Below are 24,230 nucleotides of genomic sequence, written 5' to 3'. Positions count from 1 at the left end.
ATTCAGTTACTCAAAAATTATGGATTCTTACCCATTATGTTCCCTTGTTCAATTAGTCGCTCTTTTTCGCTTAAAGAAAAAATCCCTGGATCCCAGTTTTCTAATGTTCCATAACCACCTATTAATTTTCCATCTATTTCATAAATAGTTGCGGACAGTTTATCTCCGTTTTGTTGTTCTTCCTTAAGTGTATAAGTAGTTATTGTAGCCTCTTTTCCTTTTTTATTATACGGTTCTAAATTTAATCCACCACTTTGTAAAGTCGAAATAAGCTCTGGGTAATAATCTACTACCTCCTTGCTTGTGTTACATTTTGATTTAATATGCCAACCGAATTGTAATAAATAATGTTGATGACTTTTAGAAATGGTCTCATTTTTCTTATTGCACTCTCTATAAGTTTGTTGTTCGTTCATACCATCAGTATTCAATGCAACCAAAAAGATAATAGACAAAGTGATTACCAAAAGAGCCGTTACTAAAAAAATTCGCAAGTATAAACCTCCTTCTCTTTACACTTTCAAAACGCTTCTTCCGCTTCGTATTTCTTCTTCAACTATACTACCGACTTAGTTAAAATAGAAATATACGCTTTGCTCTTCCTTAAAGACGACATTTGTAGACAAATACACTTACGGTTTCTCATTTAAGCTTCAGCATTTTCTCGAAGAAGATTTAGCTCCTCTTGTATTACACTAGTATCAATTCTTTCAAACAAAGGCTTGATCATTTGTAACTGGATTGGTTTAGGATGAATAGCCTGCCATGAAAATTCATCTATATGGAGATAGGTTTTTACTTCTTCGCTTGAAAAGGGCAGAAATGGTGATAATATTTGTGCTGCATTTCCAATAATGTATACACAAGTAGCAATAGTGTCTTTACAATATAGTTCCTGTTCTTTTATTTGAACCCACGGCTTTTGAGCATCAAAATATTTATTTCCCTTTCGGATATAAAGAAATATTGTTTCTAATGCTAGCTTAACCTGGCCATCTTCTAATAGCTTTCCTACCTCTTCATATAATTTTTCTGTTTGTTGTATTATTTCTTTAGATAAATTACTTGCTGGTATATTTCCTTCAAAGAATTTCTCGATGAATTTAAATGTTCGATTCACAAGATTTCCATAAGCTCCAAGCAACTCTGAGTTGTGACTAAATATGAATTCTCGCCAAGAGAAGTCAGTATCACGGTTTTCTGGAGCATTTATCGTTAAAAAGTAGCGAAGTGAATCTGGATGATACTTATCTAAAATATCTGGAATCCAAACTGCCCAGTTCTGACTAGTAGAAAGTTTTCTTTTTTCAAGTGTTAAGTATTCATTGGAAATAATATGTGTTGGTAAGGCAGGATTGTTAATCCCTAATAATATTGCTGACCAAATGAGTGAATGGAATGGAATATTATCTTTTCCATGGACATAATAAGAGATTGTTTCTGCTGTCCAAAATGACTTATCTTCTTTCTTATTTTTCTTTTCCCACTCTTTACTTGCTGAATAATATCCGGCTACTGCTTCTATCCACACATATACTTTCTTTTCTTCATATCCCTTCACTGGAATACTTACTCCATTCGGAAGATCTCTAGAAGCCGCTCGATCTAACAGCCCTTCCTTTAAGTAACGCTCCGATAATTGAATTGCATTTTCTCGCCATAATCCATTAACTTTCGCCTCATGGACATAATTTTCTAGCTGCTCTTGAAAAGCACTCAAAGCAAAATAAAAGTGCTCCGTTTTACGGATTGTCGGTTCACTACCACAAAGCTTACACGTTCGGTCGATTAAATCTAATGGATCTAATATTTTCGAACAATTATCACATTGATCACCACGAGCCTTACTTCCACAATTTGGGCATTTCCCTTCTACATATCTATCTGGTAAAAATTGTTTGTCTACCTCACAATAGGTCTGTTCTATTTCTTTCTTATAAATAAATCCATTATCAAAAAGTTTTAAAAATAGTTCCTTTACTACTTGGTGATGATTCCCACTGTCTGTTCGCGTATAGAGGTCATACGAAAACCCCAACCGCTGGAAAGAACTTTCAAATTCAGCATGGTATCTATCGGCTACCTCTTTTACCGCAATTCCTTCCTTATTCGCCCGTATAGAAATAGGAGTGCCGTTACAATCACTTCCCGAAACATATAGTACATCCTCCCCCTTTAATCTAAAATACCTTGCAAGTATATCCCCTGGTAATAATGCGGCTATATGACCTAAGTGCAACGAGCCGTTTGCGTATGGCCATGCTCCTCCAATAAAAATACTCATCTGCTTTCCTCCTTTTTATAAATAAAAAAACCTCGTCCTTATCGGAATATCCCGATAAGGACGAGGTTTATAGACTCGTGGTACCACCTTAATTTTCAAACGACTCACATCGCCTGACTCTAAAAGTACATGGCAAAAAGCCTTTATACTTTGACATGGATAACAAGTGCCAAACCTTGTCGTATCCTACTAGTTACATAACGTTCAGTACGAAGCTCAGAGATCATGTTCAAATGACTAGTTTGCCTCATTTCCACCAGCAGAAGCTCTCTTTATAACATCACCATTTTACTTTTCCTCTTCATCGCTATTAATTTATTGTTTTTTATATGATTATACATAAAATTCTGAACTATGCAAGAATTTTTGTTAATTCCATGATAAAATGGTAATAAGTGAAGGTGGTGATTTTTTTGAAAAACTTCATAGATGATTTTGCTGGTGCTATACATGATATTTTATATTACGTCTCTTATTTTATTGCCGGGCTAATTATTGTGGGTGTACCACTCTATTTGATAGCGATTTTATTTGGTTGGATTTCTCAAAAGATTTAGTTCTTTTTATTCTTTTCTACATACATAGATCATTTCATAACTATTCTTACTAAGTGGTGTTTTTTTCCAGTCTTCATAGACATGCAAAATATCTAGTCCGTTTTCGGACAGTAATCTTTCCATTTCCTTAGGATATGTATACCTTAAGCTAATGTTCGTTTTTCTTTGATCCACTACATTACCTTCATCCAAGTATTTTCTGATCGTTGTATAATGCTGGATTTGTTCTATAGGATTATAGTTACTAATTGTATACACATCCACTTTTTTATTTTCCACCGTATCTGTGTATGTTTTCCAATATTCTTCTGTACTTGGTTGCAGTAATTCATCAGCATTCGGAAATCTCGTCCCAAATATAAAAATTCCATCTTTCTCTAAATGATTGTGTATTGACCTTAAAACAAGATTCTGTTGTTCATTTGAATGGAAATGTTGAAATGAGTTCCCAACCATATAAATAAATGGACTCTTAAGTTCTATTTGAAGTTCCGTGCAATCTTGCTCCAACCATACAATTTGAATATTTGCTTCATCTGCTTTTTTCTTCGCAAGTTCAAGCATTCCAGCATGAATGTCTACACCAATCAAGTTGAATCCCTTTTGCGCTAAAGGAATTGTCATTCTTCCAGTTCCGCATGCCAAGTCTATAATGGGTCCTCCTTGTTTGATAGCCCATTCTGTAAGTAAATCGAGTTCTCCAGTATAAGCATCATTTTCTATATCATAGGAAACTGGATCACTATATTCTTCTTGATTATTAATCATTAATTTCTGCTCCTTCATGAGCTAACCAATTAGCTATTTTCGCTTCGAAATTATGGTCCTTCCACGCAATAATAGTGGCTAACTCTCCATGGCCTTCCTTATATTCCTGAACGAAAAGATCACCTAAAAAATAGGCTAATCTACTGTATCCAAATTTTCTTCCACCATTAATAGAAAACCATTCATAAAATAATTCATCGGAAGTTAAAGTTTCATAATCCTCTTTAAATGCCTGCCTAATCTTTGAAGTATTTGCTTGAGCAAAATCAAGCCAATCATCACCTTCATCATTATATGAAAAATAGACGGAGGGATTAATATTTGCAGTTATTTGTCGAGATAAGTCCGTTGCAATCCCTTCTCTGTATAGCCATATAAGAGGATGCGTCCATTGAGTCTTTGACCAATTCATTCCTGCATTATCAGATAGGATATTTTGTGCTAGGTGTCCAAATTCATGAGCAACGATTACATGTAAATGATCAGAAAGAGGTGATAGCTTTTCTAACGCAAAAGTAATATTTGGAATGATTTGTCGATAAGTATATGCATTAGATCCAAACCCACCGACAATTAAATTAATATCGACTGGAAATGATATATTATATTTGTTTTTATATGCTTCTGCTATTTCATGAATAATTAAATGAATATTTTCGTGTACTTCTTTAATTGTATTAAAATACTGAGGATATTTTTCAATGGATTTCAAATGTCTTTCCTCAGTGTCCTTACAATGTCGATTAAAATACTCCTTGAAAATCTCAGGAAATTCCGCATAATATTTACGCAAAGATTGTGTTGTTGACTCAAAGTTAGTAAAGAAATATGGAACAGTATCTATTATTTGCACCCTAGTTTCTCCTCTGTTTTTATTTGCTCATAGCTAGCTCGTATTCATCCATAAAAGCTTTAATGTTTTTCATAACTGTTTCTGTATCTGGAACTTTATCCAAAATGTCCTTTTGTGAATAAACAGTTCCTCCTTTGATTACTAAACTAATCTCTTTCGTATGTTGTATATTTTCTAATGGGTTTTCATCTAATATGACGATATCCGCAATTGCACCCTCTTTAATAACTCCTAAATCTGGACGTTTTAAAGCTTTAGCTGCATTTATTGTTGCAGCACGGATGGCATCTATTTCAGTAATACCAGCTTGTACAAACAATTCTATTTCACGATGTAGTGCCATTCCAGGTATGGTGAATATCCCCGCTGGTGTATCGGTTCCTGCAACAACCTGTCCACCTAAGTCGAAGTAGGCTTTTGCTATTGCCTTATTCATCGTAGCTTGTTTGCCAAGCTTTTCTAAAGAAGCTGGTTGACTTAAAAAGTATTTCCATTGGTTAACTAATCCTTCGTTTTCTTCAAGTTTTTTTGTTACATCATTTACTGTATACCAATAGTTATTTAGTAGATTTGCTTGATCCAATAAAACCATTGTTGGACAAACAATCACCTTGTTTTCAATAAGCACTTTACAAACTGCTTCTATTTTCTTTTGATCAGGTTGTTCCCAATTGATAGAATCCCACACCGTTTCCTCAGCTTGCATCGTCCACTCAGGATACATATCCTGTACAATTCCTGAAGCATGTTCATTCCACTTAATACCCATTTGTGCAGCATCTATTGCTGTAACATCCTTTGAATATACTAAGTCACAGCTCACTTCTTTATTGTGTAAATTGGCTTCCTCAACAACTGCCTTCATAGTTTCTTTCGACAACCAACCATACACTTTTATTAAATCTGCACCTGCTTCTACTTGTCTTATGACTTCCTTTTTTGCAGCTTCCGGGCTATCCGCATTCATACTCCAAGGGCTTGTCTCTCCCCATAAACCAGGAGGTCCATCAATGATTCGATCAGCTGATATAACTCGTGGCGTAGGTGCTTCTATTAAGGCGTGGATTAAATCCTTTAATTCATGGACATTTCCTCCGGTATTTCGAACAGTCGTCACACCAGAAGCAGTGAACAATGGAGCAAAGCCTTCTTTTATATGTACATGCATGTCAATAAGTCCTGGAATTATCCATTTCCCTTGAAGGTCCAATACCGTTACATTGGAGCTTAACTGATTTTCATTTTCTCGTATATTTTCTACCCTTGTTATATTTCCATTGTCTATCGTAATATTTTTCATCGTTATATGACCACTTTCAACATCAATCACATTCGCATTGGTTAATAATAAAATATTGTTTCTCACTCTTTAATTTCTCCCCTTTTTCCGCCTTTATTATTATACTTGTAAAACAAGAAAAAGGTTTCACTATTCAGATAATTTAATTGATGCGTTTGACCGATGTTTAATAATTTCACCACAACTTACTCGTCTAGTTAATGTTTATTAAAGCTGTTACTAATAAAATACTTATAAATATAGGGAAATATCCTATCGCAAATGAAGCATCTGCAAATCTCCCATATCCCCCTTCTCTAGTTGTATATATAGCTGCTGCAATCCAGGTCATCCCAAATAACATATTTCCTGAAAGTGTTAGGTTTGCTCTGATTAATATATATTTTAGTATTTATACCTATATGTATATTCGTCTTGATGAAGAGATTTCCTTCTCCACAAAAAAGATGCCACTTTTCTGTTAGTAAAACGGCATCTTTTAAAAATTATTTTATTTCCCCTACGTATATAGATTGCGGTCGGAAAATTGTATTGTCTTCAAGCTGTTCAATCGCATGAGCTGTCCAACCAACCATTCTTGCAATACTGAATGTCGGTGTGAATAATTCAGGAGGCATATTAATAGAGCGCATTATAGCTGCAGCATAATATTCTACATTCGTGTATAACTTCCTACCCGGTTTATACTCCTCCAATAACTGGGTAATTTCTTTTTCTGCGATTGTTGCAATATCTAGCCAAGCATCTTTACCTTGAAGTTCCAGACACTTCTCCCGCAATATAATCGATCGGGGATCTTCCGTTTTATAAATTCGATGTCCGAAGCCCATGATCTTTTCGCCTTTTTCTATTTTATTTTTTACAATGGTCCGAATCAGAGTAGGATCTTCGAATTCATTCAACATAGAAATGACTCCTGATGGAGCTCCTCCATGTAGCGGTCCTTTCATTGTCCCAAGAGCTGAAGTAATGGCTGCTGTCAGATCTGACTCTGTTGAGATCGTTACTCGTGCCGCAAAGGTCGATGCATTTAACCCATGCTCCATCGTAAGTTTCAGGTATGTTTCTAATGCTTCCACCTGGACATCACTTGGCAATTCTCCAGTTAACATCCATAAATAATTTGCTGTGTGTGAAAGATTCTTATTCGCTTCTATAATAGGAAGTCCTGATTGGTTTCGATAATGTCTAGCAACTATTATTGGAAGTGCAGCTGTTAATAGAACTGCTTGCTCCTTTATAGACTTTGCTTTAAATGACGTATGAGCAAATGCAGAAATAGCCGTCCTCATAGCATCCATTAAGGAGATTTCTGTAGGAAGCGCATCAATAATAGATATTACGTGTGCAGGTAATTCTCTTCGATAATTCAACCCCAAGTCATTTGAGCCTCTTTGTCCAGACCATATAAAGGCCGCCAATTGTTCAAATGTATTTGTAGCAACTAGTTCATCCACTAGTACCCCTCTGTATCTTAGTTCCCCAATGTCACCCTCAACTGATGCAATTTTTGTATGCACCGCTACAACATCTTTTAACCCTTTTTGAAACATATATAACTCCTCCTTTTCTTTAGTATATGAGGAAAACTTGATAATAAAAATTAAATATATATAATCATATTAATTACTATTATTAATCAAAGAAGGTGTTTATATGGAATATCAATGGCTAAAAACATTCTGTACTGCTGCGGAAACACTTAACTTTCGAAAAGCATCTGAAAAATTATTGATGTCCCAGCCAAGTGTGACCGTTCATATCAGATTATTGGAAGAACATTTGGGATCGCCTCTTTTTGATAGACAAAATAATCGAGTAACCCTCTCGGAAGCAGGAAAATATTTTCTACCTGAAGCACAAAAGCTAGTGAACAATACTGAAAGCACGATTCACAAAATGCATGCTTTTAAACAAGGGTATCGCCGAACTTGGACGATTGCGATTTCACCTCTCATGGCCGAAACTATTCTTCCCTATTTTTTACGTTCATTTATGAAACTACAACCCGACTTGGAAATACAAATTCGTGTGGAGGAATCCTACCTTATAGAAGATCTTGTAGATTCAGGAGAAGTACACATTGGCATTTCTGCACTAGATGCACAAAGAAAAGGAGTAGAATCCATTTCCTTTTATGAGGATCCTATTTTGTTCGTCATGCCGGTAGATACATTTGATGAGGAAAGTGGGCCTCCGATTGATGTTAAGGATGTTTTACAGAAAAACTATTTATTTACACATCATCACCCCATTTTCTGGGATGATCTTCTTGTAAAATTGCATAAGCATGTAAACGGAGTAAGAACGATGAAAGTGACACAGGCACATATTGCCAAACGCTTTGTACAGGATGATTTAGGCGTATCCTTTTTACCTCACTCAATAGTTCGGCGTGAACTATTAGAAGGCAAAGTGATGCAGCCTCATTTTGATTTATTTGAGTTACCTACTGTTTTTACTTTCATTCTCGTAAAAAAGAAAGGAGATTTAGAAAAGTTATTCATTGACCAAATATCAAAGTATTATTTTGGTTGAGTTTCAATTTGAAAAACACGAGCGAAATAATCGCTCGTGTTTTTCATAGATTTATCATTACTATTATTTATGATGATTTCTATAGTAGATCAGATAATCCGTCCAAGTATCATTTTCAAGGGAAAACTCTTTTCTTTTACATTCAAAAATAAAACCAGCTTTTTTAGCGAGTCGTATCGAGGGATAATTATCCGTATTAATATGTAATTCAATACGATGGAAATTTAAATAGGAAAAGAAAGCTTCAGTAGCTGCTAATACACTTTCTAAACCATAACCCTGTTTCCAATATTGATTGTGAATGGAGTAGCCCATCATCGCCCACTGATAATCCATCCGCAAGATTGTTATTAGTTCTACTTTCCCAACATTTACACCGTCTTCTTTTCGAAATATTCCAAGGATGTACATTTCATCGTTTTTAGCTAATTCATTAAAACCCTCAATCCAATCAACAAACCATTCTTCTGTAGAAGTAGACATATCTCTAGGTCGACCGTCATCATATTTATATTGTGAGGGCATTCTATGATCAAACTGATCGTACCAGTTATTATAATCCGTCTTTTTAAAGGGACGTATGATGAATCTTTCAGTTTCTATTGTTAACTTTGAAAATTCCATAGTTCACCTACTCTCGATACATACATCATCAATCATCACTATTCTTCTCCTGCTCTGCACTTTTACTAAATGCTCTACTCCACATCCAGCCTAATATTAACAAGCACAGTACATAGAGGACATACTGAACCATCGTTACCGGATATCCCAATATCTTATGGCTGACGATATCGAGACCTGCCAAAGCGAATAGACCTAAAATAATTAGTGATATACTCTTTTTATGTTTTATCGAAGTTCGCTTCAATAATCTTATAAATATATAATAAATTGGTAGCATGATAACAAGCGCAAGTAGGGCTATGCCTCGCGAATTAAATAGGTCAATCAGTATACCAGAACTTGGCGAAATGAATACTACAAGATTTTCCTCAGGAAGAGTATCAAATGTTCCGATATACGTATTACCATCCTTTTGGAGTGGTAAATTCACATACACACTTGCTCTTTTTGGGACCTTAACTTCTATCTCTAAATCTTTAAAATTGCTCCAGTAGGATGCTGGATGCAATAAGTAGTCTAAGCGATAAATAGGATGGAGACTGGCTCTCTCATCTATTCCTAAAGTTGCCTTGTATTCAATGGTCAGCGTTTGGGTACTCTTTGCATTTAAGGTGACTTCAAAAGTTTTTGCTCCTAATTTATTCGAGTCACCTATTACATCGTATCCTCCAAAAGAATATGTTTTCCCTGTTCTTGGATTAATCCATTCAATGTGAGGGTCGTCGCCTATTAATTCTTCTGGGGCAAATGGAATATTACCAATTATGGGTATTTCCGTTCCATCTAAATCCACCATCCATTCACTTGACTCCCCTGGCTGAGGAAAAGCTATAGGTACTAGAAGATCCTCTGCTGTTTTGTTTTCCATCTCATATATAACTCGAACATTCGCAAGCATTATTGGAAACGATATATCCCTTTGCTGTTCGATATCAATATATAGTTTCTCACTCTCGATGCTGATAACGCTTTCTTCCATCGGTAGGACATGTCCTATTGGGCTAACTGGTTCTTCAAAGTAACTCGTACCATTTGCAAAAGTGGAGGTGGGATTGAGATAAATACTAGCTACTATGAGTAGAAATATTACAAGCTTTCTCATGCTCCCCCCTCTCTTTCCCCTTGAAATGCTTCTTTTATTGCTAAGTAAAGTTCTTCCAACGATTGAGAACTATCAAGTTTTAATATAGGACTTTTAGATAATTCCATTTCATAGGACTGTGCTGCATAGGTTCCTATCATCGTTTTATCTTTTTCCTTCAAATACGTTTTACACCATTCTAAGAATTCATTCGTAATGTTGCCATCTTCATCAAGCCATGCTTCTTTCGGATTATTTCGCTTAATCTCTCTCTTTCTTAAACGTTCCATTCTAATCTCTTCATCGAGAAAGAGGAAAACAAACAAATCACGATTAGTGAATCCATTTGGATACCATGAAAAGATAGAACCTGATACTACATAATCGCGATCGAATTCCATATCTATTTCATACATTTCCTTTCGCTTTTCAATCGGATGGTTTTCAGTAAATGATTCATCTTTCCATAGATATCTATCTGTATCGATCCACTTAATATTTTCTTTTTCACTTATAAATTTCGCTAAGGTACTCTTTCCCGTTCCAGATCCTCCAATGATTTGAACTTTCATTTATTTTACCGCCTTTCCAGATAGAAAATCGATGTTCTACTTGCTTCTTAATGAGAGGAGTATATTCTCTTCCTCTTATTTTCAGGCTGTTTCAACCAATGACGGAGCCCTTTACCTGCCAATGGTTCATCATTATATCTTGGAATTATATGTAGGTGACAATGAGACACTGTTTGATTAGATGCTTCTCCTACATTCCAACCAATTGTGTATCCATCAGGCTTATGTATATCATCTAGGTACCTTTTTACTTTTTGTAGCAGCTCATATGTATCGTTCCATTGTTCTTTTGTCAAATCAAATACATTCCTACGGTGTGTTTTTGGAACGATCACACCACTTCCCTCTATTATTTCCTGCTCGTTGTCATGTTGTAAAAAATAACATGTATCATTTTCGTATACAATATTCTGTTTTACATCCCTATGAGGATGACAAAACGGACAATTTTCCATATTATTAACACTTCCCTTACAAGAAGAATTATTTTATGAACGCGGAGCAAATAATATTACGGACACCCCAACTATACAAATTGCTGCTCCAATCCAATCATATAAATCGGGTGTTTTTTTATCTATTCCCCAACCCCATAGTACAGATAGAACGATAAACACCCCACCATAAGCAGCATAAACTCTTCCAAATGACGGAAAGGATTGAAAAGTAGCAATTACACCATATAAAGCTAAAGCCACCCCACCAAATATTCCCCAATAATACGGTTTACCTTCTCTTAGCCATAGCCAAATTAGATAACCCCCACCAATTTCAGCTAGTCCTGCAAATAAAAATAATGCTATTGTGTAAAGCAATTAAAAACACTTCCTTAAACTAAATATTCTTTCTTATAATAAGTACCATTGGCAGATGCGAATAACTGTATAAAAATTACATATCTCACGATTTTCTTTAGCTGCGTACCATGATAGCTCACTTATCTAGAATCGTAGAACAAATGCTTCAATTAAGGTCACAACCAAAATGAAAAATGTAACTCCACAACTAATAATCTCAACGAAATGGATTTGCAGCACTTTTAGTCCATTTTGTCTGGCTTTACGTATTCCAAATATATCGCCATTGTTAATAATAAAAATAAAAGTACTGACAATCATTAAACCTGACATGACAAAAGCACTGGCTGGAAGGGAAGTAACGTATCGAGGGTTGCCTCCTATTTCTAAATACATCGGGATATCAAAATGCTTGCTCCATAAAAAACTCCATACTACAAGACTAAATACAATCAATGAAATATTGAACGGTTGCCAACGATAATCAATTAAATCAAGAAAATTTTTCGTTTTCCCTTTAAAATTCAGGTCATCTGGCTCTTCCACTCTTTCACCTTTCATCACAAAATGAAAACCTATTAACACGAATCCCACAAATAGATACAAATTTAACATCTTAATAGAAAGAGACCAACTGTAGAATGCAGCGATAACCAGTGAAACAACAACAATTCCAAACAACCATTTACTATAGGGTGAACCTTTATCATCCCATTTATTTATTACATCTCTGTTATCCTTTTTTTCTACATTATGATTCTCTTTATAGGTTGAGAATTTTTTCATGAGGTAGGCTAAAAACACTCCACCTAATCCACTCCCAAATGCAATATGCGCAGCTTTAGGATAAACGGACACATGATCGTAATTTTGAATAATCCAATTGCCGATTACTGCAACCCACAAAATTCCAACAAACATAATATATGAAGACAATGTTCTCATGATTTCATCACCCCGATTCCTTTTTAAAAGAAAATTATACCTATTTTCTACGACCGTCCAACTCTAATAGTTTCTTTCATCTGGGGTGAAATCTTCAGGGCACATTTAGGGAGCTAAGATTTTTCTAAAATGTCCAATCAACACTTAAAACCTTTCCCATATTCTATTAACTTCTATCAGCTTTTTATTTTCAAATGTCAATTTATAAATATCTGGCATATCAAGCTCTTTCCAGAAAGTAAAATCATACCCATGATCAAAGTAATTCATAATTAAAACCATTAAGTTACCATGTGTTCCTACTGCAATATTTTTGCCTATATACTGTTCCAATATATTCAAAGTTGCTTCAACTCCACGTTTTTGGGCAATAATATTAGATTCCCCCCCCTCCCATGAAAAGGATGGCTCTTCCCATACTTTGGTGATAGCCAAATTAAAATCTTTTACAGGTTCCTCCGACAATTTACGTTCCTTGAAATCATCTTCTATAATAATTTCTCTTCCTATAAACTTTGCTATTCCTTCGACTGTCTGAATAGCTCTTTTATATGAACTCGAGATTACTATATCTATATTTTCTTGTTCAAGCATTTGAGTAATTCTTTCTGCGTCGAAAACGCCCCGCTCTGATAAAGCTCTTCCTAATTCATCTGGTGTATATGTAGAATGTGCATGTCTCACGAAGTATAAATTTGTTTGCATATTTGTTTACTCCCAATTTTTTTGATTGTCTTATATATTTTAGACTTATCTGCTTATCGTTTTCCAAATACTCCCCTACCAATGCTTTTTTATTCTGACGACATCTCCTTCTTCAGGTATTTTTAACTGTTGCTTTGAAACCATAATTGTAACATTTAACAAAACTCCTCATACACCGGCCAACCTTATACATCTCTAGATAGTCGAATCATATCCCTACAATGTATTCCGTTTTCAAAAATTTTTTCTAAATAATGCCTTGTAAAAAAGTCCAGATCCACCCCTATAATTCTAAAACCACACTTTTGATAGAGTGCAAGCTGTCCTATACTTGAGTTTCCAGTTCCAATTTCAATTGTTTTGAAGCCTTTTAACCTTGCTTTTTGTATAGCATCTTCCACTAACTGCTTTCCAATCCCTTGACTCTGTTGATTAGCCACTACTGCCACATTAACCAATTCCACCGTTTCCGGTCTTGTTGGAAGCAATACATAAACCCCAATAATTTGCTGCTCCTTTTCAGCTATAAAACAGTCACCCCGATTAACGTATTCCTCTACAATTGATTTTGAAGGGTCAGCTGTTAACAGCAACTCTATTGGGGATTTTTCATCTTTTGCAAGTTTCCTAATGTTTATGTTCATCATAATCTCCTATTTATAACTACTTCTTCTTTTATACCTGTCATGACTATATATCCAGCAATTCCTTCTGGTACGCTCAAATACTCCATCTCCAATTAAGATGAAGTATTCTGTCGCTTATTTTGATATATATATTTTAATAAAGATACTGCTAAACGAATGAATAAAACATAAGCAAAGGACTGGCAAAAACTTAGACATAAGACAAATACATATCGCCCAAAATCCTCGGCTTCCGTCACACTATATAATTGAAGCTGCCAACCCAAGAAAATATTATAGTAACTTACACCTAAAAAAACAGGAATTAATAATACCCAATCAAACTTAGGCATACTACCAATCATATTACCTTTTACGAGCATAACTCACATCCATTCCTAAGTTTAAGTCGAAGATTGCAATTGTCACTTCGCCCTCTTATCCCTTAGTACAGGGTACGTAACCTTGTAAATTTATAAGTTTGTAAGTGATTCTATGAATTCATTTACACTAACAAACATTTGATCCGGTTGTACACTAAATTCCAGAGTCTGATAATTTGGCAACCAATGTACTCCGATTGTATGTACGTTCGCTTGTTTACCAGCAAGAATGTCTGCATCACTGTCTCCTAGAAAAACAGCCTCCGTGTTTTTTACATTAAGCAGTTCCAATGCCTTATTTACTCCCTCTGGGTGAGGTTTTGGTATATCAACGTCATCACCAGTAATGATTACATCAAATAAGTCTTTCATATTAAGACATTCTAATGAAATAAGCAGACTTCTTTCTGCTTTTCCTGTTACAATCCCTAACTTGTAGCCTTCTCTTTTTAAGTGCTGAAGTAAATTATTAATTTCTTCATTATCTATAACAAGATCATGGTGCTTTTCTAAATATTTTTCATAATATAGCTCGATTGCTTTATCGTGATTTGAATCCACAAGATTTTCTCTGATAATTCCAGTCTCTGATGGACCGAACATAGCCTTAATTTCATCAGAATTTACTTCCTTGTTGTCAAATTCCTTAAATACTGCTTGAAAGGCATAAAAGCAAACTGGCAAAGTATCAGCAATGGTTCCATCGAAATCAAAAATAACCGCTTTCATCATTTCACACCCCTTAACATTCTTGTATTTTCTTACTTCTGTCGGTTCACACAAGCAAAAGAATTATTAGATATTAATAATCCCCTATTAGCAAGACCATTCAAATAGTATCCATTTTATTTAATCTACGTGTAATTTCAATTGGTGAGAAAAACAGTAATGCCCCAATGATTCCAAACAAGAAGCTATAAGGTACAAGGTGGTAGAAAATATCTGTATTTTCTAACTCACCGATTTTTATATAAAATAATATAAAGAAAATTACTCCTATTAATGTGGCAATTAAATATCGAATACACCTTGATTTAATCGTAGATTTGGTAGATACGATTAGTAATGTAGGATACCCTATCAAAAAATATAAAATTATAATACTAAATGTGCCAATAGTGTAGAGCATTTCACTATCTACATTTACAAAATAAAAATAAGTTTGGAATAATAGAATAGAGATTATTGAAATTGCGAGAGTATATCCAATTTTTTCCAATACTTTACACCTCTTAGGGCTCAATAGATTTAACTATTTTCTTGATCTTCTTTTACTTTTGGCTTATAAAAGACTAAAGAAGCGCCAATTATTATACAGATTAAACCACCGAAACCAGTAGTAATGATAGCTAATTGTTCCGAAAAGTAAAATTTGCTTATCGTTAGATAAAATAACCAAAATCCATCCCACAAGATTTACAATATACTGGCGTTTCATTTTTCTCATCCTACCACTCATCCATCAAAGCTGGTATTTCCATTAAATCATCTATTACATACTCGGCCTGAACATCCGTCCATTCTATATCTTTCTTCCAAATACCCATCATTCCTGTTTTCATGGCACCTTGCACGTCATTTTCTGGATGATCGCCTATAAAAACGCATTCGCTTGGTAGCACACCAAGTTTGTCTGCAGCTCGTAAAAATATTTGGGAATCAGGCTTTTTCATACCTTCCCATTCAGAAATTAAAATGACCTGAAAAAAGCTTTCAATTCCTAAAGCTTTTATATTATCCATTTGAAATTGACCATATCCATTTGTAATCATACCGATTAATACTTCTCTTTTCTTTAATTCCTCTAGCATGAGCAATAGATGGTCGAAGGCGACACAACTATACTTAAATTCCTCTAAATAGTCTTGGAGCAGTTCTTCCCAAGTAATTTTGGTAACTGCAAACTCCTCCACGAGTTGGCGATAAACTTTATCCTTCCAAACGTATCCTCGGCTATCCAATTGTATAAACCTTGTTATATACGCATCTTTTGTAATATGACCGATAAGGTGACTCAATCTATCGTATTGCTTATCTACAAATATCTTTAACGACTCGTCTCTGTTGAGCAGTGTTCCATCAAGATCAAACAAAATCGCTTTAATCATTTTATTCTCCCTTTATTTTTTATCCATGTACTTCCATGTTTTAATTTCTTCTAGTATATTCTTCCACATCTTCCTATTAAAATCCTTCTTTTCTTCATCCATACAACAACGGCATCATCCATGTCGAAGGGATAATGCCGTTGGAAGTTGTTATTCTAATAGTGTGACGTCTACGATTTCATCAATCGCTACTTCAAATGAGCGGAAGGGATCCTCCAGTTCGATTGTTCGCTTTCTCAAATCAATCCATTGTATTGTGCCGCGGTTATAGATAAACTCTCCCTCTTTCCACCGTTTTATTTTAATCTCGACATTTCGTTTCATTGCGAGTGCGATTTCATCCTGAATCACTTCATAGTCAAACTCATTTAAGTCTGGGCGAGGTTCTTTTCTAATTTCTTCGCCATACTCTCGCAGCATTTTCACATGTTCTGGTAACATCATCGCTACCCACTTTTTCGACCCACGATCACGTATATGAGACAAATCTAATTGATTCCAATCCTCTTCAAATTTAGCCATGCGATCACATTCTTTCTTTTTCAATTATCATATCGAACATTTGTTCTTTTTTCAAGTAGAAATAAATGGCTAATAAAAAAATGACCTTCAAAAACCACAGTTTTTGGTGTTATTGATGATTGTGAAGAGCTATTAAGCGATTATTTGACTTTATTGATCGATGGATAGACATCATCGAGCGATTATTAGATGCCATCGATCGATTCTCATATAGTCTCCAAAATAAAAGACACGCCATAATGTGCGTGTCCAATCCAACTTCTATTTACATCAATTCTTTTGCAAGTAAACGATAGACGTTTAACCGCTTTTCTTGAGAATGTGTGATGCTACAGATCATTACTTCATCGAAACCATAAATCTCTTGTTCTTCCTGCAGTGTTTCTGCCACTTCTTTAGCGGAACCGACTAGATGAATTTTACGATTTTCTTGAATCATCATGCGGTCCATTTCCGTCAGTGGATATTCCTGTGCCTGCTCTGGTGTCATCAATGGACGAATTTGCCCTTTCATTAGGGACAAACGTGCGATGTCCTGAGGTAATGCTTCAAACTCAGCTTCTTCTTTTGTTTCAGCCACTGTTACTAGGTACGTAACATTAATCTCCGGCTTCTCCATTAAAGGGGAAGGCGTGAAATTTTTGCGATACGTCTCTAAAATTGCAGGAGTCATACCACCTTGGAAAAATTGAGCGAAGGAATATCCAAGCCCCATTCTTCCAGCTTGTACAGCACTGTTACCAGTAGAACCAAGTAACCAAGCTTCTGGCAAAACAATTTTAGAAGGTGTGGCAATCGTTCTGTTATATAGACTATCTTCTGGAACTTCATCATTGATTAGTTGCAGGGCAATGGCTAATTTTTCATACATATTATTAACCAGTGGAGGACGACCTTCCGAAAGAGCATACATTGCGTGATTATCGCCACCTGGAGCGCGTCCTACACCAAAATCGATACGGCCTGGAGAAAGCGCACTTAACGTTTTAAATACTTCGGCAAGCTTTAGTGGAGAGTAGTGCATCATCATTACACCACCTGTGCCGATACGTAAATTTTTTGTTTTAGCAGCTAAGTGAGCCGCAATTACTTCGGGTGCCGAGCTTGCGAACGCATCGGTTCCATGATGCTCAGCCATCCACATGCGGTGATAGCCTAGTTCATCTGTTAAAATAGCCAGCTCTTCAGCTTTTTTTAATGCTCCTGCAGCTGTATTGCCGGTTGTGATTGGCGCTTGGTCGAGTACACTTAGTTTCATCTATTTATCTTCCCTTCTGCAAATCCACCTTAAATACTTCTCTTTACAAATGCTATCGAAATAAAAAGAAAAAGTAAACGAAAGGGACTTGATAATAGAAATAATCCTAGTCACTTTTACTACAAAAATAAATTCTATCGTTACCGAAGTGTTATAAAATTTGTCTGTGTTAATAGGAGCACCAGATAAGGGCTTCTTCTGTTTGAGGTAAAATATAAAAATAAAATACAAGGGATTTAATGTGTTCTCTTTCGGAGGAAAAAACAGTAAAATAATATATAAAATCACAAACCTATTCGCAATAGTGAATAGGTCATTTTAATTACTTAATAGGATAAACAAAATTATAGTATCCTATTTTAAAAAAGTAATATGTGTAACAGAAATAATTATTATTCAGTGGAGGTAACCTCATGACAGATGAAAAAATTGTAATAGGTGCTGGAACAAAGTACCCACTTAACGGAATGTTGACCATTCCTGATAAAGTTAACGGCTTACTTCCTGCGGTTGTTTTAGTTCACGGTTCTGGTCCAAGTAACATGGATGCAAAAATCGGAAATAATCATTTCTTTAAAGACCTGGCTGAAGGTTTGGCGAAAAAAGGAATTGCAGTGATTCGTTATGACAAGAGAACATTCGTATACGGTAAAGAACTAAAAAAAGATACTGGGTTATCGGTTAAAGAAGAAACAATTGAAGATGCTATACTAGCAGCTCGCTTTTTACGAACGGATTCGCGTGTGGATGTAAACAAAATATTTATTATAGGACATAGCATGGGAGGTATGTTGGCTCCAAGAATCGATGCAGAAGGTGGAAACTTCAATGGCATCATCATTATGGCTGGTTCACCACGCAAATTAGAAGAAATTATGATAGACCAAAATAATGATGTTTTAAATTCATTGAATAAGGTTTTGAAAGTGATTGCTCGAAAACAAATAGCATCATTAACAACTAAATTTAACAACATCTATAATCTAAGTGACGACGAAGCAAAATCAACCAAAGTTTTAGGGAAATATGTAAGGGCTTACTACTTCAAAGAAATGGGTGAACTTCCATCCACTAATTATCTCGAAGTTTTGGATAAACCAGTTTTAATTTTGCAAGGCGAGCAGGATTTCCAAGTATCCATAGAAAAAGATTTTAATGGCTATAAAAAGTTACTGGAGGACAATTCAAATGCAGCTTTTAAACTTTATCCGAACTTAAACCATTTGTTTATGCCTTCCATTTATGGCAAGATACTAAAAGCGAGAAAAGAGTATAAAGTTGCACAACAAATAGATAAACAAGTTATTAAAGATATTTCTGAATGGATTCTTTCTAATTAGAAAATATCAAGTGATGATTGAAGCATTGGAGGTAATCTTTTGAAAAGCTATAAGATTGAAACTAATATTCCCACATTGGAAGAATTTACATATTTGTGCGCGTCTGTGGGATGGAATAATTATATGAATTTTGAAGTGGCAGAAACTTCACTTAGGAATTCTCTTCACTGTATTACAGTCAAGGATAATGAACAAATTGTTGGAATGGGGAGAATTGTAGGCGATGGGGCTATTTATTTCTATATCCAAGATATAGTGGTTCATCCGGATTATCAGAAACATGGTATTGGAAATGAAATAATGAATTTATTGGTTAAATACTTACATACAAATGCGCCAGACAAAGCGTTTGTTGGTTTGTTTGCCTCACAAGGAAAAGAACAGTTCTATGAAAAATATAATTTTAAAGACTTCTCCCCCAACATGACAGGTATGTTTACTGTAATTTCAAAAAAATAGAAATAATAGATTTAAAATTTCGAGAAAAAAATTAATCAATATTATAACAATTGTTCTTCATTCCATTCGACATAAAACCAGATCCTAGATAAAGAGTATACCTATTAGTAGCGCTTTTGTTTTCTACTAAATTGAACATATATTTAAGTTGTTTCTCTATTTTTAATAGCTAGTACACTATGGAGCACCTCAAGAGGTACTCCATCTTTGATTACTAGGGGCACCTTTTATGGGAACTTATTTATCATTCTTAAAGTAATGAACAGGACGAATTTCGATGCGCCACCCAAACTCTTCTCCTTTGTTTACTTGTGTTGTCGGATGAACAGAAGCTAGCTGGATCGCCTCCTCCATGTTTTCTGCTTCAAAAATGAAGATGCTGCCAATCAATTCTTTCGTTTCTGTATATGGACCATCTGTCACGATTACCTTACCGTCGACACGGCGCAAGTTTTTTATCTCAGACTCCAGACCTGCATCAACCAGCACCTTACCGCTTTCATAAAATTTATCAGTGTGCGGCTGACATTCATCCATCACAGCCTCAAACTCTGCCCTTGGGAGTGCATGCATTTTTTCAGAGTTGAAGTAACCCATACATAAAAATATCATTATCATCTCTCCTAAATCATTCAAATTTTTGTATCTAATAATACAACGATCAGCAAACTTGATAACGACTACCCTTTTTGAATTTTTCCTATAGATTTTCTTTAAAATTATTAAGATTGTTTTTGCTTTTAGAAGCAAAAAGAAACCAATGTAGCACTTCAACCTAAATTAATTCAAAAATTCTGATAATATAATTATATCATAATTAGCATCTATCAAGTAAACATACATCCAATAATCATTTAAGTATCAGTAAGAAATAAAAAAAGGTAGAGCAGAATGCTCTACCTTTTTCATGTGTTATTAATAAACAGATGTATTTTCTTTTGTAATATTCTCCAGTATTTCTTTCACACGTGCCAAGAAACGACCGGCAACTAAGCCATCTAGTACACGGTGGTCTAATGATAGACATAGATTTACCATATCACGTGCAGCGATCATTCCACCATCCATGATAACTGGACGTTTTACGATGGATTCTACTTGTAAAATAGCTGCTTGTGGATAATTGATAATTCCCATAGATTGAACAGAACCAAAGGATCCTGTATTGTTTACAGTGAATGTACCACCTTGCATTTCGTCTGACTTTAATTTACCAGAACGAACTTTTGCAGCAAGCTCGTTTACTTCACGACCGATACCTTTAATCGTCTTTTCGTCCGCATTTTTAATAACTGGAACGTAAAGTGCATCTTCTGTCGCTACTGCGATAGAAATATTGATGTCTTTTTTCTGAACGATTTTGTCTCCAGCCCACATAGAATTCATCATTGGGAATTCTTTTAATGCTTGCGATACAGCTTTCACGAAGAAAGCAAAGTATGTAACATTAAATCCTTCTTTTTGTTTAAATTCATGCTTGATGGAGTCTCGGTATTGAACCATGTTCGTAACGTCTACTTCAATCATTGTCCATGCATGAGGTGCTTCGTGTTTGCTACGTAGCATATTTGCCGCGATTGCTTTACGAACACCAGTTACAGGAATTTCAATATCTCCAACTGCCACTGGAACATTAGGAGCTGCTGCTGTTTTCGGTGATGGAGCTGAAGTAGGTGCAGCTGCTGGTGATGGCGTGGAAACTGCTTCTTCCTCTACTTTTGCAACTGGAATTTCTCCACTTTCTACAATTTTCAGTAGATCCTTACGAGTGATTCGCCCTTCGTTACCTGTACCAGTAACTAAAGAAAGATCGATTCCATGTTCTTGTGAAATTTTCAAAACTGCAGGTGAATAGCGTGCTTTGGCACCTTTTTCACGTTCTACAGGCGCAGTATGCTTTAGTACTTCTGCAGGTTTAACAGTTTCAGCAGTTGGCTCTTCAGGTGCAGCCTCTTTTACCTCTACCGTTTCTTCAGAAGCTCCACCTTCTGTTTCTATCGTACAAACGATTTCTCCGACAGCTAATGTGTCTCCTTCGTTTGCGATCAACTCTTTAATAATTCCTGTAAAAGAGGATGGTACTTCAGCTGTTACTTTATCTGTATTTACCTCAGCTAGTGCATCGTATTTATTTACGTGATCGCCTGGTTTAACTAACCATTTCTCGATTGTTCCTTCTGTTACACTTTCGCCTAGTTGGGGCATTTTGATTTGTTCGATTGCCATTCGAGTTCCTCCTTATCAAATTCGCCTTGGCGTATTTGTGTACAGATTTTTATCGAGCTTACTCGATAGATTCCTTAAAAAAATCTGTGACATCCGCCGGAGGCAGTAACTTCATTCGGCAAAGTCTTTTTTTGCTTAATGAAGTTAGTATTCCGCTAGCTCACGCATCGCTTTTTCGACTTTATCTGGATTGATCATGAAGAATTTTTCCATTGTTGGTGCATAAGGCATAGCTGGAATATCAGGACCAGCAAGACGCATAATCGGTGCATCTAAGTCGAATAAGCAGTTTTCTGCAATTATAGCCGCAACTTCCCCGATAATACTACCTTCTTTGTTATCTTCTGTTACTAGCAGAACTTTCCCTGTTTTAGAAGCAGCTTCTATAATTCCTTCTTTGTCTAAAGGATAAATAGTACGTAAATCTAAAACATGTGCAGAAATACCGTCTTTTTCTAAACGTTCGGCAGCTTGTAGCGCAAAATGAACAGCAAGACCGTATGTTATAACCGTAATATCTTCCCCTTCACGCTTCACATCTGCTTTGCCAATTTCAATGGTGTAATCTTCTTCAGGTACTTCCCCTTTGATAAGACGATACGCACGTTTATGCTCAAAGAACATTACTGGATCTTCATCGCGAATAGCAGCTTTTAACAAACCTTTAGCATCGTATGGAGTAGATGGAATGACAATTTTCAAGCCTGGTTGGTTAGCGAAAATTGCTTCTACCGATTGAGAATGATAAAGTGCTCCGTGAATTCCCCCACCAAATGGTGCACGGAAAACGATTGGACAAGTCCAGTCATTGTTAGAACGGTAACGAATACGTGACGCTTCGGAAATAATTTGGTTAACTGCAGGCATGATAAAGTCAGCAAACTGCATTTCTGCAATTGGACGTAATCCGTACATAGCAGCTCCTATACCAACTCCAGCTATCGCGGATTCTGCAAGAGGGGTGTCTAATACACGGTATTCTCCAAACTCATCATAGAGACCGTTTGTCGCTTTGAATACTCCGCCTTTACGGCCAACGTCTTCCCCTAGAACGAAAACGCGTTCATCACGAGTCATCTCTTCTTTCATTGCAAGTGTTATTGCATCAATATAAGACATGATTGCCATTATGCGTTCCCCCCGTCTTTTTCAGCGTACACATGTAATAGCGCACTTTCTGGCGAAGCATATGGAGCATTTTCTGCGTAATCCGTTGCTTCATTTACTTCTTTCATAATGCGATCATTAATCTCTTTTTCTAATTCTGTAGGTAGTATTTCTAAATCACGCAAATATTTTGCGAATGTAATAAGTGGATCCAACGCTTTACCTTCTGCAATATCTTCTGCAGTACGATATTGTCTGTCATCGTCATCTGAAGAGTGGGCCGTTAAGCGATATGTTACTGCTTCGATTAAGCTCGGGCCACCGCCATTACGCGCACGATCTGCAGCTTCCTTCACCACTCGGTAAACTTCGATTGGATCTTTGCCGTCGACCGTCACACCTGGCATTCCATAACTAGATGCTCGCTCTGCAACCGTTTTACTCGCAACTTGACGCTCAAATGGTACAGAAATAGCATAGTTATTGTTTTCAACCATTGTAATACATGGTAATTGATGAACTCCTGCAAAATTTAGTCCTTCATGGAAATCCCCTTGGTTAGAGGAACCTTCTCCTAGTGTTACAAATGTAATGAAGTCTTTTTTCTCAATTTTCGCAGCTAATGCGACTCCCACAGCATGTGGCAATTGAGTCGTAACAGGTGAAGAACCAGTTAGAATTCTATTTTTCTTTTGACCAAAATGTCCTGGCATTTGACGACCACCCGAATTTGGATCTTCCGCTTTTGCAAAAGCGGAAAGCATTAGATCTTGGGCAGTCATTCCAAAGTGTAAAACAACTCCCATATCACGGTAGTAAGGTGCAATATAATCCTTTGTGTTATCTAGCGCAAAAGCAGCTCCTACTTGCGCTGCCTCTTGACCTTGACAAGAAATTACAAAAGGAATCTTTCCAGCACGGTTTAATAACCACATACGCTCATCAATACGGCGTGCCATTAGCATTGTTTCAAACATTGTTAGCACATCTTCATTTGTTAAACCTAATTCAGCATGACGATTTGTTGTCATTAGTACTCCCCCTCTGTTAATAAACAATCAAATTGCTTCTTACACAGCATTTGTCTAGCTCCAGGACCAAGCCTCACGAGTCGTTTCAGAATACCAGATAAAGGAAAAGTACGCCTTTACCGACATTCATTCTTCCAACGCTC

General features: G+C 35.9%; 27 protein-coding genes and 1 other annotated feature. Of the genes, 4 read left to right on the top strand and 23 right to left on the bottom strand.

Annotated elements, in window-relative coordinates:
• Positions 1-17: 17 nt before the first annotated feature.
• The gene (locus tag BLR36_RS05595) at positions 18-494 is read right to left on the bottom strand and encodes a DUF4830 domain-containing protein (RefSeq protein ID WP_093060730.1); all 477 of its coding nucleotides are present in this window, start codon (positions 492-494) and stop codon (positions 18-20) included.
• Between the two features lie 152 nt (positions 495-646).
• Positions 647-2,284: a methionine--tRNA ligase gene (gene metG / locus BLR36_RS05590; RefSeq protein WP_093060729.1), complete on the bottom strand. Its 1,638-nt coding sequence runs from the start codon at positions 2,282-2,284 to the stop codon at positions 647-649.
• A gap of 53 nt (positions 2,285-2,337) precedes the next feature.
• Positions 2,338-2,598: a binding site (T-box leader), on the bottom strand.
• Between the two features lie 99 nt (positions 2,599-2,697).
• Here metG and BLR36_RS18740 point away from each other — a divergent pair.
• Positions 2,698-2,841: a hypothetical protein gene (locus BLR36_RS18740; RefSeq protein ID WP_175453974.1), complete on the top strand. Its 144-nt coding sequence runs from the start codon at positions 2,698-2,700 to the stop codon at positions 2,839-2,841.
• Between the two features lie 6 nt (positions 2,842-2,847).
• Here the strand turns inward: BLR36_RS18740 and BLR36_RS05585 are convergent, their stop codons facing one another.
• From BLR36_RS05585 to BLR36_RS05570, 4 genes are all read right to left on the bottom strand, one after another.
• Positions 2,848-3,609: a class I SAM-dependent methyltransferase gene (locus BLR36_RS05585; RefSeq protein ID WP_254771331.1), complete on the bottom strand. Its 762-nt coding sequence runs from the start codon at positions 3,607-3,609 to the stop codon at positions 2,848-2,850.
• Complete coding sequence (locus tag BLR36_RS05580) at positions 3,602-4,462, bottom strand: hypothetical protein (RefSeq protein WP_093060728.1); 861 nt, start codon at positions 4,460-4,462, stop codon at positions 3,602-3,604. The genes BLR36_RS05585 and BLR36_RS05580 overlap by 8 nt, the downstream gene beginning before the upstream one ends.
• A gap of 19 nt (positions 4,463-4,481) precedes the next feature.
• Entirely contained in the window at positions 4,482-5,828 is a 1,347-nt protein-coding gene (locus BLR36_RS05575; RefSeq protein ID WP_093060727.1) for an amidohydrolase family protein, read from the bottom strand.
• A gap of 419 nt (positions 5,829-6,247) precedes the next feature.
• Positions 6,248-7,315, bottom strand: a complete 1,068-nt coding sequence (locus BLR36_RS05570; protein ID WP_093060726.1) for a citrate/2-methylcitrate synthase — start codon at positions 7,313-7,315, stop codon at positions 6,248-6,250.
• Positions 7,316-7,418: 103 nt separating this feature from the next.
• On the opposite strand from BLR36_RS05570, the gene BLR36_RS05565 reads away from it, so the two are divergent.
• Positions 7,419-8,300: a LysR family transcriptional regulator gene (locus BLR36_RS05565; protein WP_093060725.1), complete on the top strand. Its 882-nt coding sequence runs from the start codon at positions 7,419-7,421 to the stop codon at positions 8,298-8,300.
• Positions 8,301-8,363: 63 nt separating this feature from the next.
• Here the strand turns inward: BLR36_RS05565 and BLR36_RS05560 are convergent, their stop codons facing one another.
• The 13 genes from BLR36_RS05560 to BLR36_RS05495 all read right to left on the bottom strand — a co-directional run bounded on the left by BLR36_RS05560 (position 8,364) and on the right by BLR36_RS05495 (position 17,924).
• Entirely contained in the window at positions 8,364-8,924 is a 561-nt protein-coding gene (locus BLR36_RS05560) for a GNAT family N-acetyltransferase (RefSeq protein WP_093060724.1), read from the bottom strand.
• A 28-nt stretch (positions 8,925-8,952) separates the two neighbouring features.
• Positions 8,953-10,029 (bottom strand): hypothetical protein, encoded by a 1,077-nt coding sequence (locus tag BLR36_RS05555; RefSeq protein WP_093060723.1) that lies wholly within the window; start codon positions 10,027-10,029, stop codon positions 8,953-8,955.
• The gene (locus BLR36_RS05550) at positions 10,026-10,580 is read right to left on the bottom strand and encodes an AAA family ATPase (RefSeq protein ID WP_093060722.1); all 555 of its coding nucleotides are present in this window, start codon (positions 10,578-10,580) and stop codon (positions 10,026-10,028) included. The genes BLR36_RS05555 and BLR36_RS05550 overlap by 4 nt, the downstream gene beginning before the upstream one ends.
• A 47-nt stretch (positions 10,581-10,627) precedes the next feature.
• Positions 10,628-11,035: an HIT family protein gene (locus tag BLR36_RS05545; RefSeq protein ID WP_093060721.1), complete on the bottom strand. Its 408-nt coding sequence runs from the start codon at positions 11,033-11,035 to the stop codon at positions 10,628-10,630.
• Positions 11,036-11,068: 33 nt separating this feature from the next.
• Positions 11,069-11,395 (bottom strand): YnfA family protein, encoded by a 327-nt coding sequence (locus BLR36_RS05540; protein WP_093060720.1) that lies wholly within the window; start codon positions 11,393-11,395, stop codon positions 11,069-11,071.
• A gap of 126 nt (positions 11,396-11,521) precedes the next feature.
• Positions 11,522-12,322, bottom strand: a complete 801-nt coding sequence (locus BLR36_RS05535) for a nucleotidyltransferase (protein ID WP_093060719.1) — start codon at positions 12,320-12,322, stop codon at positions 11,522-11,524.
• A 144-nt stretch (positions 12,323-12,466) separates the two neighbouring features.
• Positions 12,467-13,027: a histidine phosphatase family protein gene (locus BLR36_RS05530; RefSeq protein WP_093060718.1), complete on the bottom strand. Its 561-nt coding sequence runs from the start codon at positions 13,025-13,027 to the stop codon at positions 12,467-12,469.
• 185 nt (positions 13,028-13,212) lie between these two features.
• Entirely contained in the window at positions 13,213-13,665 is a 453-nt protein-coding gene (locus BLR36_RS05525; RefSeq protein ID WP_093060800.1) for a GNAT family N-acetyltransferase, read from the bottom strand.
• A 461-nt stretch (positions 13,666-14,126) separates the two neighbouring features.
• Positions 14,127-14,768: an HAD family hydrolase gene (locus BLR36_RS05515; protein ID WP_093060716.1), complete on the bottom strand. Its 642-nt coding sequence runs from the start codon at positions 14,766-14,768 to the stop codon at positions 14,127-14,129.
• Between the two features lie 97 nt (positions 14,769-14,865).
• A complete protein-coding gene (locus tag BLR36_RS05510; RefSeq protein ID WP_093060715.1) occupies positions 14,866-15,255 on the bottom strand; it encodes a hypothetical protein in 390 nt (129 codons plus the stop codon).
• A gap of 229 nt (positions 15,256-15,484) precedes the next feature.
• A complete protein-coding gene (locus BLR36_RS05505) occupies positions 15,485-16,144 on the bottom strand; it encodes an HAD family hydrolase (protein WP_093060714.1) in 660 nt (219 codons plus the stop codon).
• A 150-nt stretch (positions 16,145-16,294) separates the two neighbouring features.
• Entirely contained in the window at positions 16,295-16,666 is a 372-nt protein-coding gene (locus BLR36_RS05500; protein ID WP_093060713.1) for a YolD-like family protein, read from the bottom strand.
• A 265-nt stretch (positions 16,667-16,931) separates the two neighbouring features.
• The gene (locus BLR36_RS05495) at positions 16,932-17,924 is read right to left on the bottom strand and encodes an LLM class flavin-dependent oxidoreductase (RefSeq protein ID WP_093060712.1); all 993 of its coding nucleotides are present in this window, start codon (positions 17,922-17,924) and stop codon (positions 16,932-16,934) included.
• 413 nt (positions 17,925-18,337) lie between these two features.
• Between BLR36_RS05495 and BLR36_RS05490 the strand changes: the two genes are divergently transcribed.
• On the top strand, positions 18,338-19,264 hold the full coding sequence (locus BLR36_RS05490) for an alpha/beta hydrolase family protein (protein ID WP_093060711.1): 927 nt from the start codon (positions 18,338-18,340) through the stop codon (positions 19,262-19,264).
• Between the two features lie 39 nt (positions 19,265-19,303).
• Complete coding sequence (locus BLR36_RS05485; RefSeq protein ID WP_093060710.1) at positions 19,304-19,723, top strand: GNAT family N-acetyltransferase; 420 nt, start codon at positions 19,304-19,306, stop codon at positions 19,721-19,723.
• Between the two features lie 237 nt (positions 19,724-19,960).
• Here BLR36_RS05485 and BLR36_RS05480 read toward each other — a convergent pair whose 3' ends face one another.
• The 4 genes from BLR36_RS05480 to BLR36_RS05465 form a co-directional block, all read right to left on the bottom strand.
• Positions 19,961-20,335: a YciI family protein gene (locus BLR36_RS05480; RefSeq protein WP_093060709.1), complete on the bottom strand. Its 375-nt coding sequence runs from the start codon at positions 20,333-20,335 to the stop codon at positions 19,961-19,963.
• A gap of 303 nt (positions 20,336-20,638) precedes the next feature.
• Entirely contained in the window at positions 20,639-21,949 is a 1,311-nt protein-coding gene (locus BLR36_RS05475; RefSeq protein ID WP_093060708.1) for a dihydrolipoamide acetyltransferase family protein, read from the bottom strand.
• 144 nt (positions 21,950-22,093) lie between these two features.
• A complete protein-coding gene (locus BLR36_RS05470; protein ID WP_093060707.1) occupies positions 22,094-23,077 on the bottom strand; it encodes an alpha-ketoacid dehydrogenase subunit beta in 984 nt (327 codons plus the stop codon).
• A complete protein-coding gene (locus BLR36_RS05465; RefSeq protein WP_093060706.1) occupies positions 23,077-24,087 on the bottom strand; it encodes a thiamine pyrophosphate-dependent dehydrogenase E1 component subunit alpha in 1,011 nt (336 codons plus the stop codon). The genes BLR36_RS05470 and BLR36_RS05465 overlap by 1 nt, the downstream gene beginning before the upstream one ends.
• Positions 24,088-24,230: the final 143 nt, after the last annotated feature.

It is taken from the genome of Psychrobacillus sp. OK028 (assembly GCF_900103605.1).
Classification (GTDB): Bacteria; Bacillota; Bacilli; order Bacillales_A; family Planococcaceae; genus Psychrobacillus.
The sequence above is the reverse complement of the archived record's forward strand: the minus strand, read 5'-3'. Positions and strand labels throughout refer to the sequence as shown.

Bases quoted from the DNA above. Each gene is read 5' to 3' on its own strand.
- BLR36_RS05555 (WP_093060723.1), bottom strand. From the start codon at position 10,029: ATGAGAAAGCTTGTAATATTTCTACTCATAGTAGCTAGTATTTATCTC.
- BLR36_RS05545 (WP_093060721.1), bottom strand. From the start codon at position 11,035: ATGGAAAATTGTCCGTTTTGTCATCCTCATAGGGATGTAAAACAGAAT.
- BLR36_RS05530 (WP_093060718.1), bottom strand. From the start codon at position 13,027: ATGCAAACAAATTTATACTTCGTGAGACATGCACATTCTACATATACA.
- BLR36_RS05535 (WP_093060719.1), bottom strand. From the start codon at position 12,322: ATGAGAACATTGTCTTCATATATTATGTTTGTTGGAATTTTGTGGGTT.
- BLR36_RS05500 (WP_093060713.1), bottom strand. From the start codon at position 16,666: ATGGCTAAATTTGAAGAGGATTGGAATCAATTAGATTTGTCTCATATA.
- BLR36_RS05475 (WP_093060708.1), bottom strand. From the start codon at position 21,949: ATGGCAATCGAACAAATCAAAATGCCCCAACTAGGCGAAAGTGTAACA.
- BLR36_RS05480 (WP_093060709.1), bottom strand. From the start codon at position 20,335: ATGATATTTTTATGTATGGGTTACTTCAACTCTGAAAAAATGCATGCA.
- BLR36_RS05565 (WP_093060725.1), top strand. From the start codon at position 7,419: ATGGAATATCAATGGCTAAAAACATTCTGTACTGCTGCGGAAACACTT.
- BLR36_RS05515 (WP_093060716.1), bottom strand. From the start codon at position 14,768: ATGATGAAAGCGGTTATTTTTGATTTCGATGGAACCATTGCTGATACT.
- BLR36_RS05490 (WP_093060711.1), top strand. From the start codon at position 18,338: ATGACAGATGAAAAAATTGTAATAGGTGCTGGAACAAAGTACCCACTT.
- BLR36_RS05585 (WP_254771331.1), bottom strand. From the start codon at position 3,609: ATGATTAATAATCAAGAAGAATATAGTGATCCAGTTTCCTATGATATA.
- BLR36_RS05550 (WP_093060722.1), bottom strand. From the start codon at position 10,580: ATGAAAGTTCAAATCATTGGAGGATCTGGAACGGGAAAGAGTACCTTA.
- BLR36_RS05505 (WP_093060714.1), bottom strand. From the start codon at position 16,144: ATGATTAAAGCGATTTTGTTTGATCTTGATGGAACACTGCTCAACAGA.
- BLR36_RS05470 (WP_093060707.1), bottom strand. From the start codon at position 23,077: ATGGCAATCATGTCTTATATTGATGCAATAACACTTGCAATGAAAGAA.
- BLR36_RS05465 (WP_093060706.1), bottom strand. From the start codon at position 24,087: ATGACAACAAATCGTCATGCTGAATTAGGTTTAACAAATGAAGATGTG.
- metG (WP_093060729.1), bottom strand. From the start codon at position 2,284: ATGAGTATTTTTATTGGAGGAGCATGGCCATACGCAAACGGCTCGTTG.
- BLR36_RS05570 (WP_093060726.1), bottom strand. From the start codon at position 7,315: ATGTTTCAAAAAGGGTTAAAAGATGTTGTAGCGGTGCATACAAAAATT.
- BLR36_RS05560 (WP_093060724.1), bottom strand. From the start codon at position 8,924: ATGGAATTTTCAAAGTTAACAATAGAAACTGAAAGATTCATCATACGT.
- BLR36_RS05495 (WP_093060712.1), bottom strand. From the start codon at position 17,924: ATGAAACTAAGTGTACTCGACCAAGCGCCAATCACAACCGGCAATACA.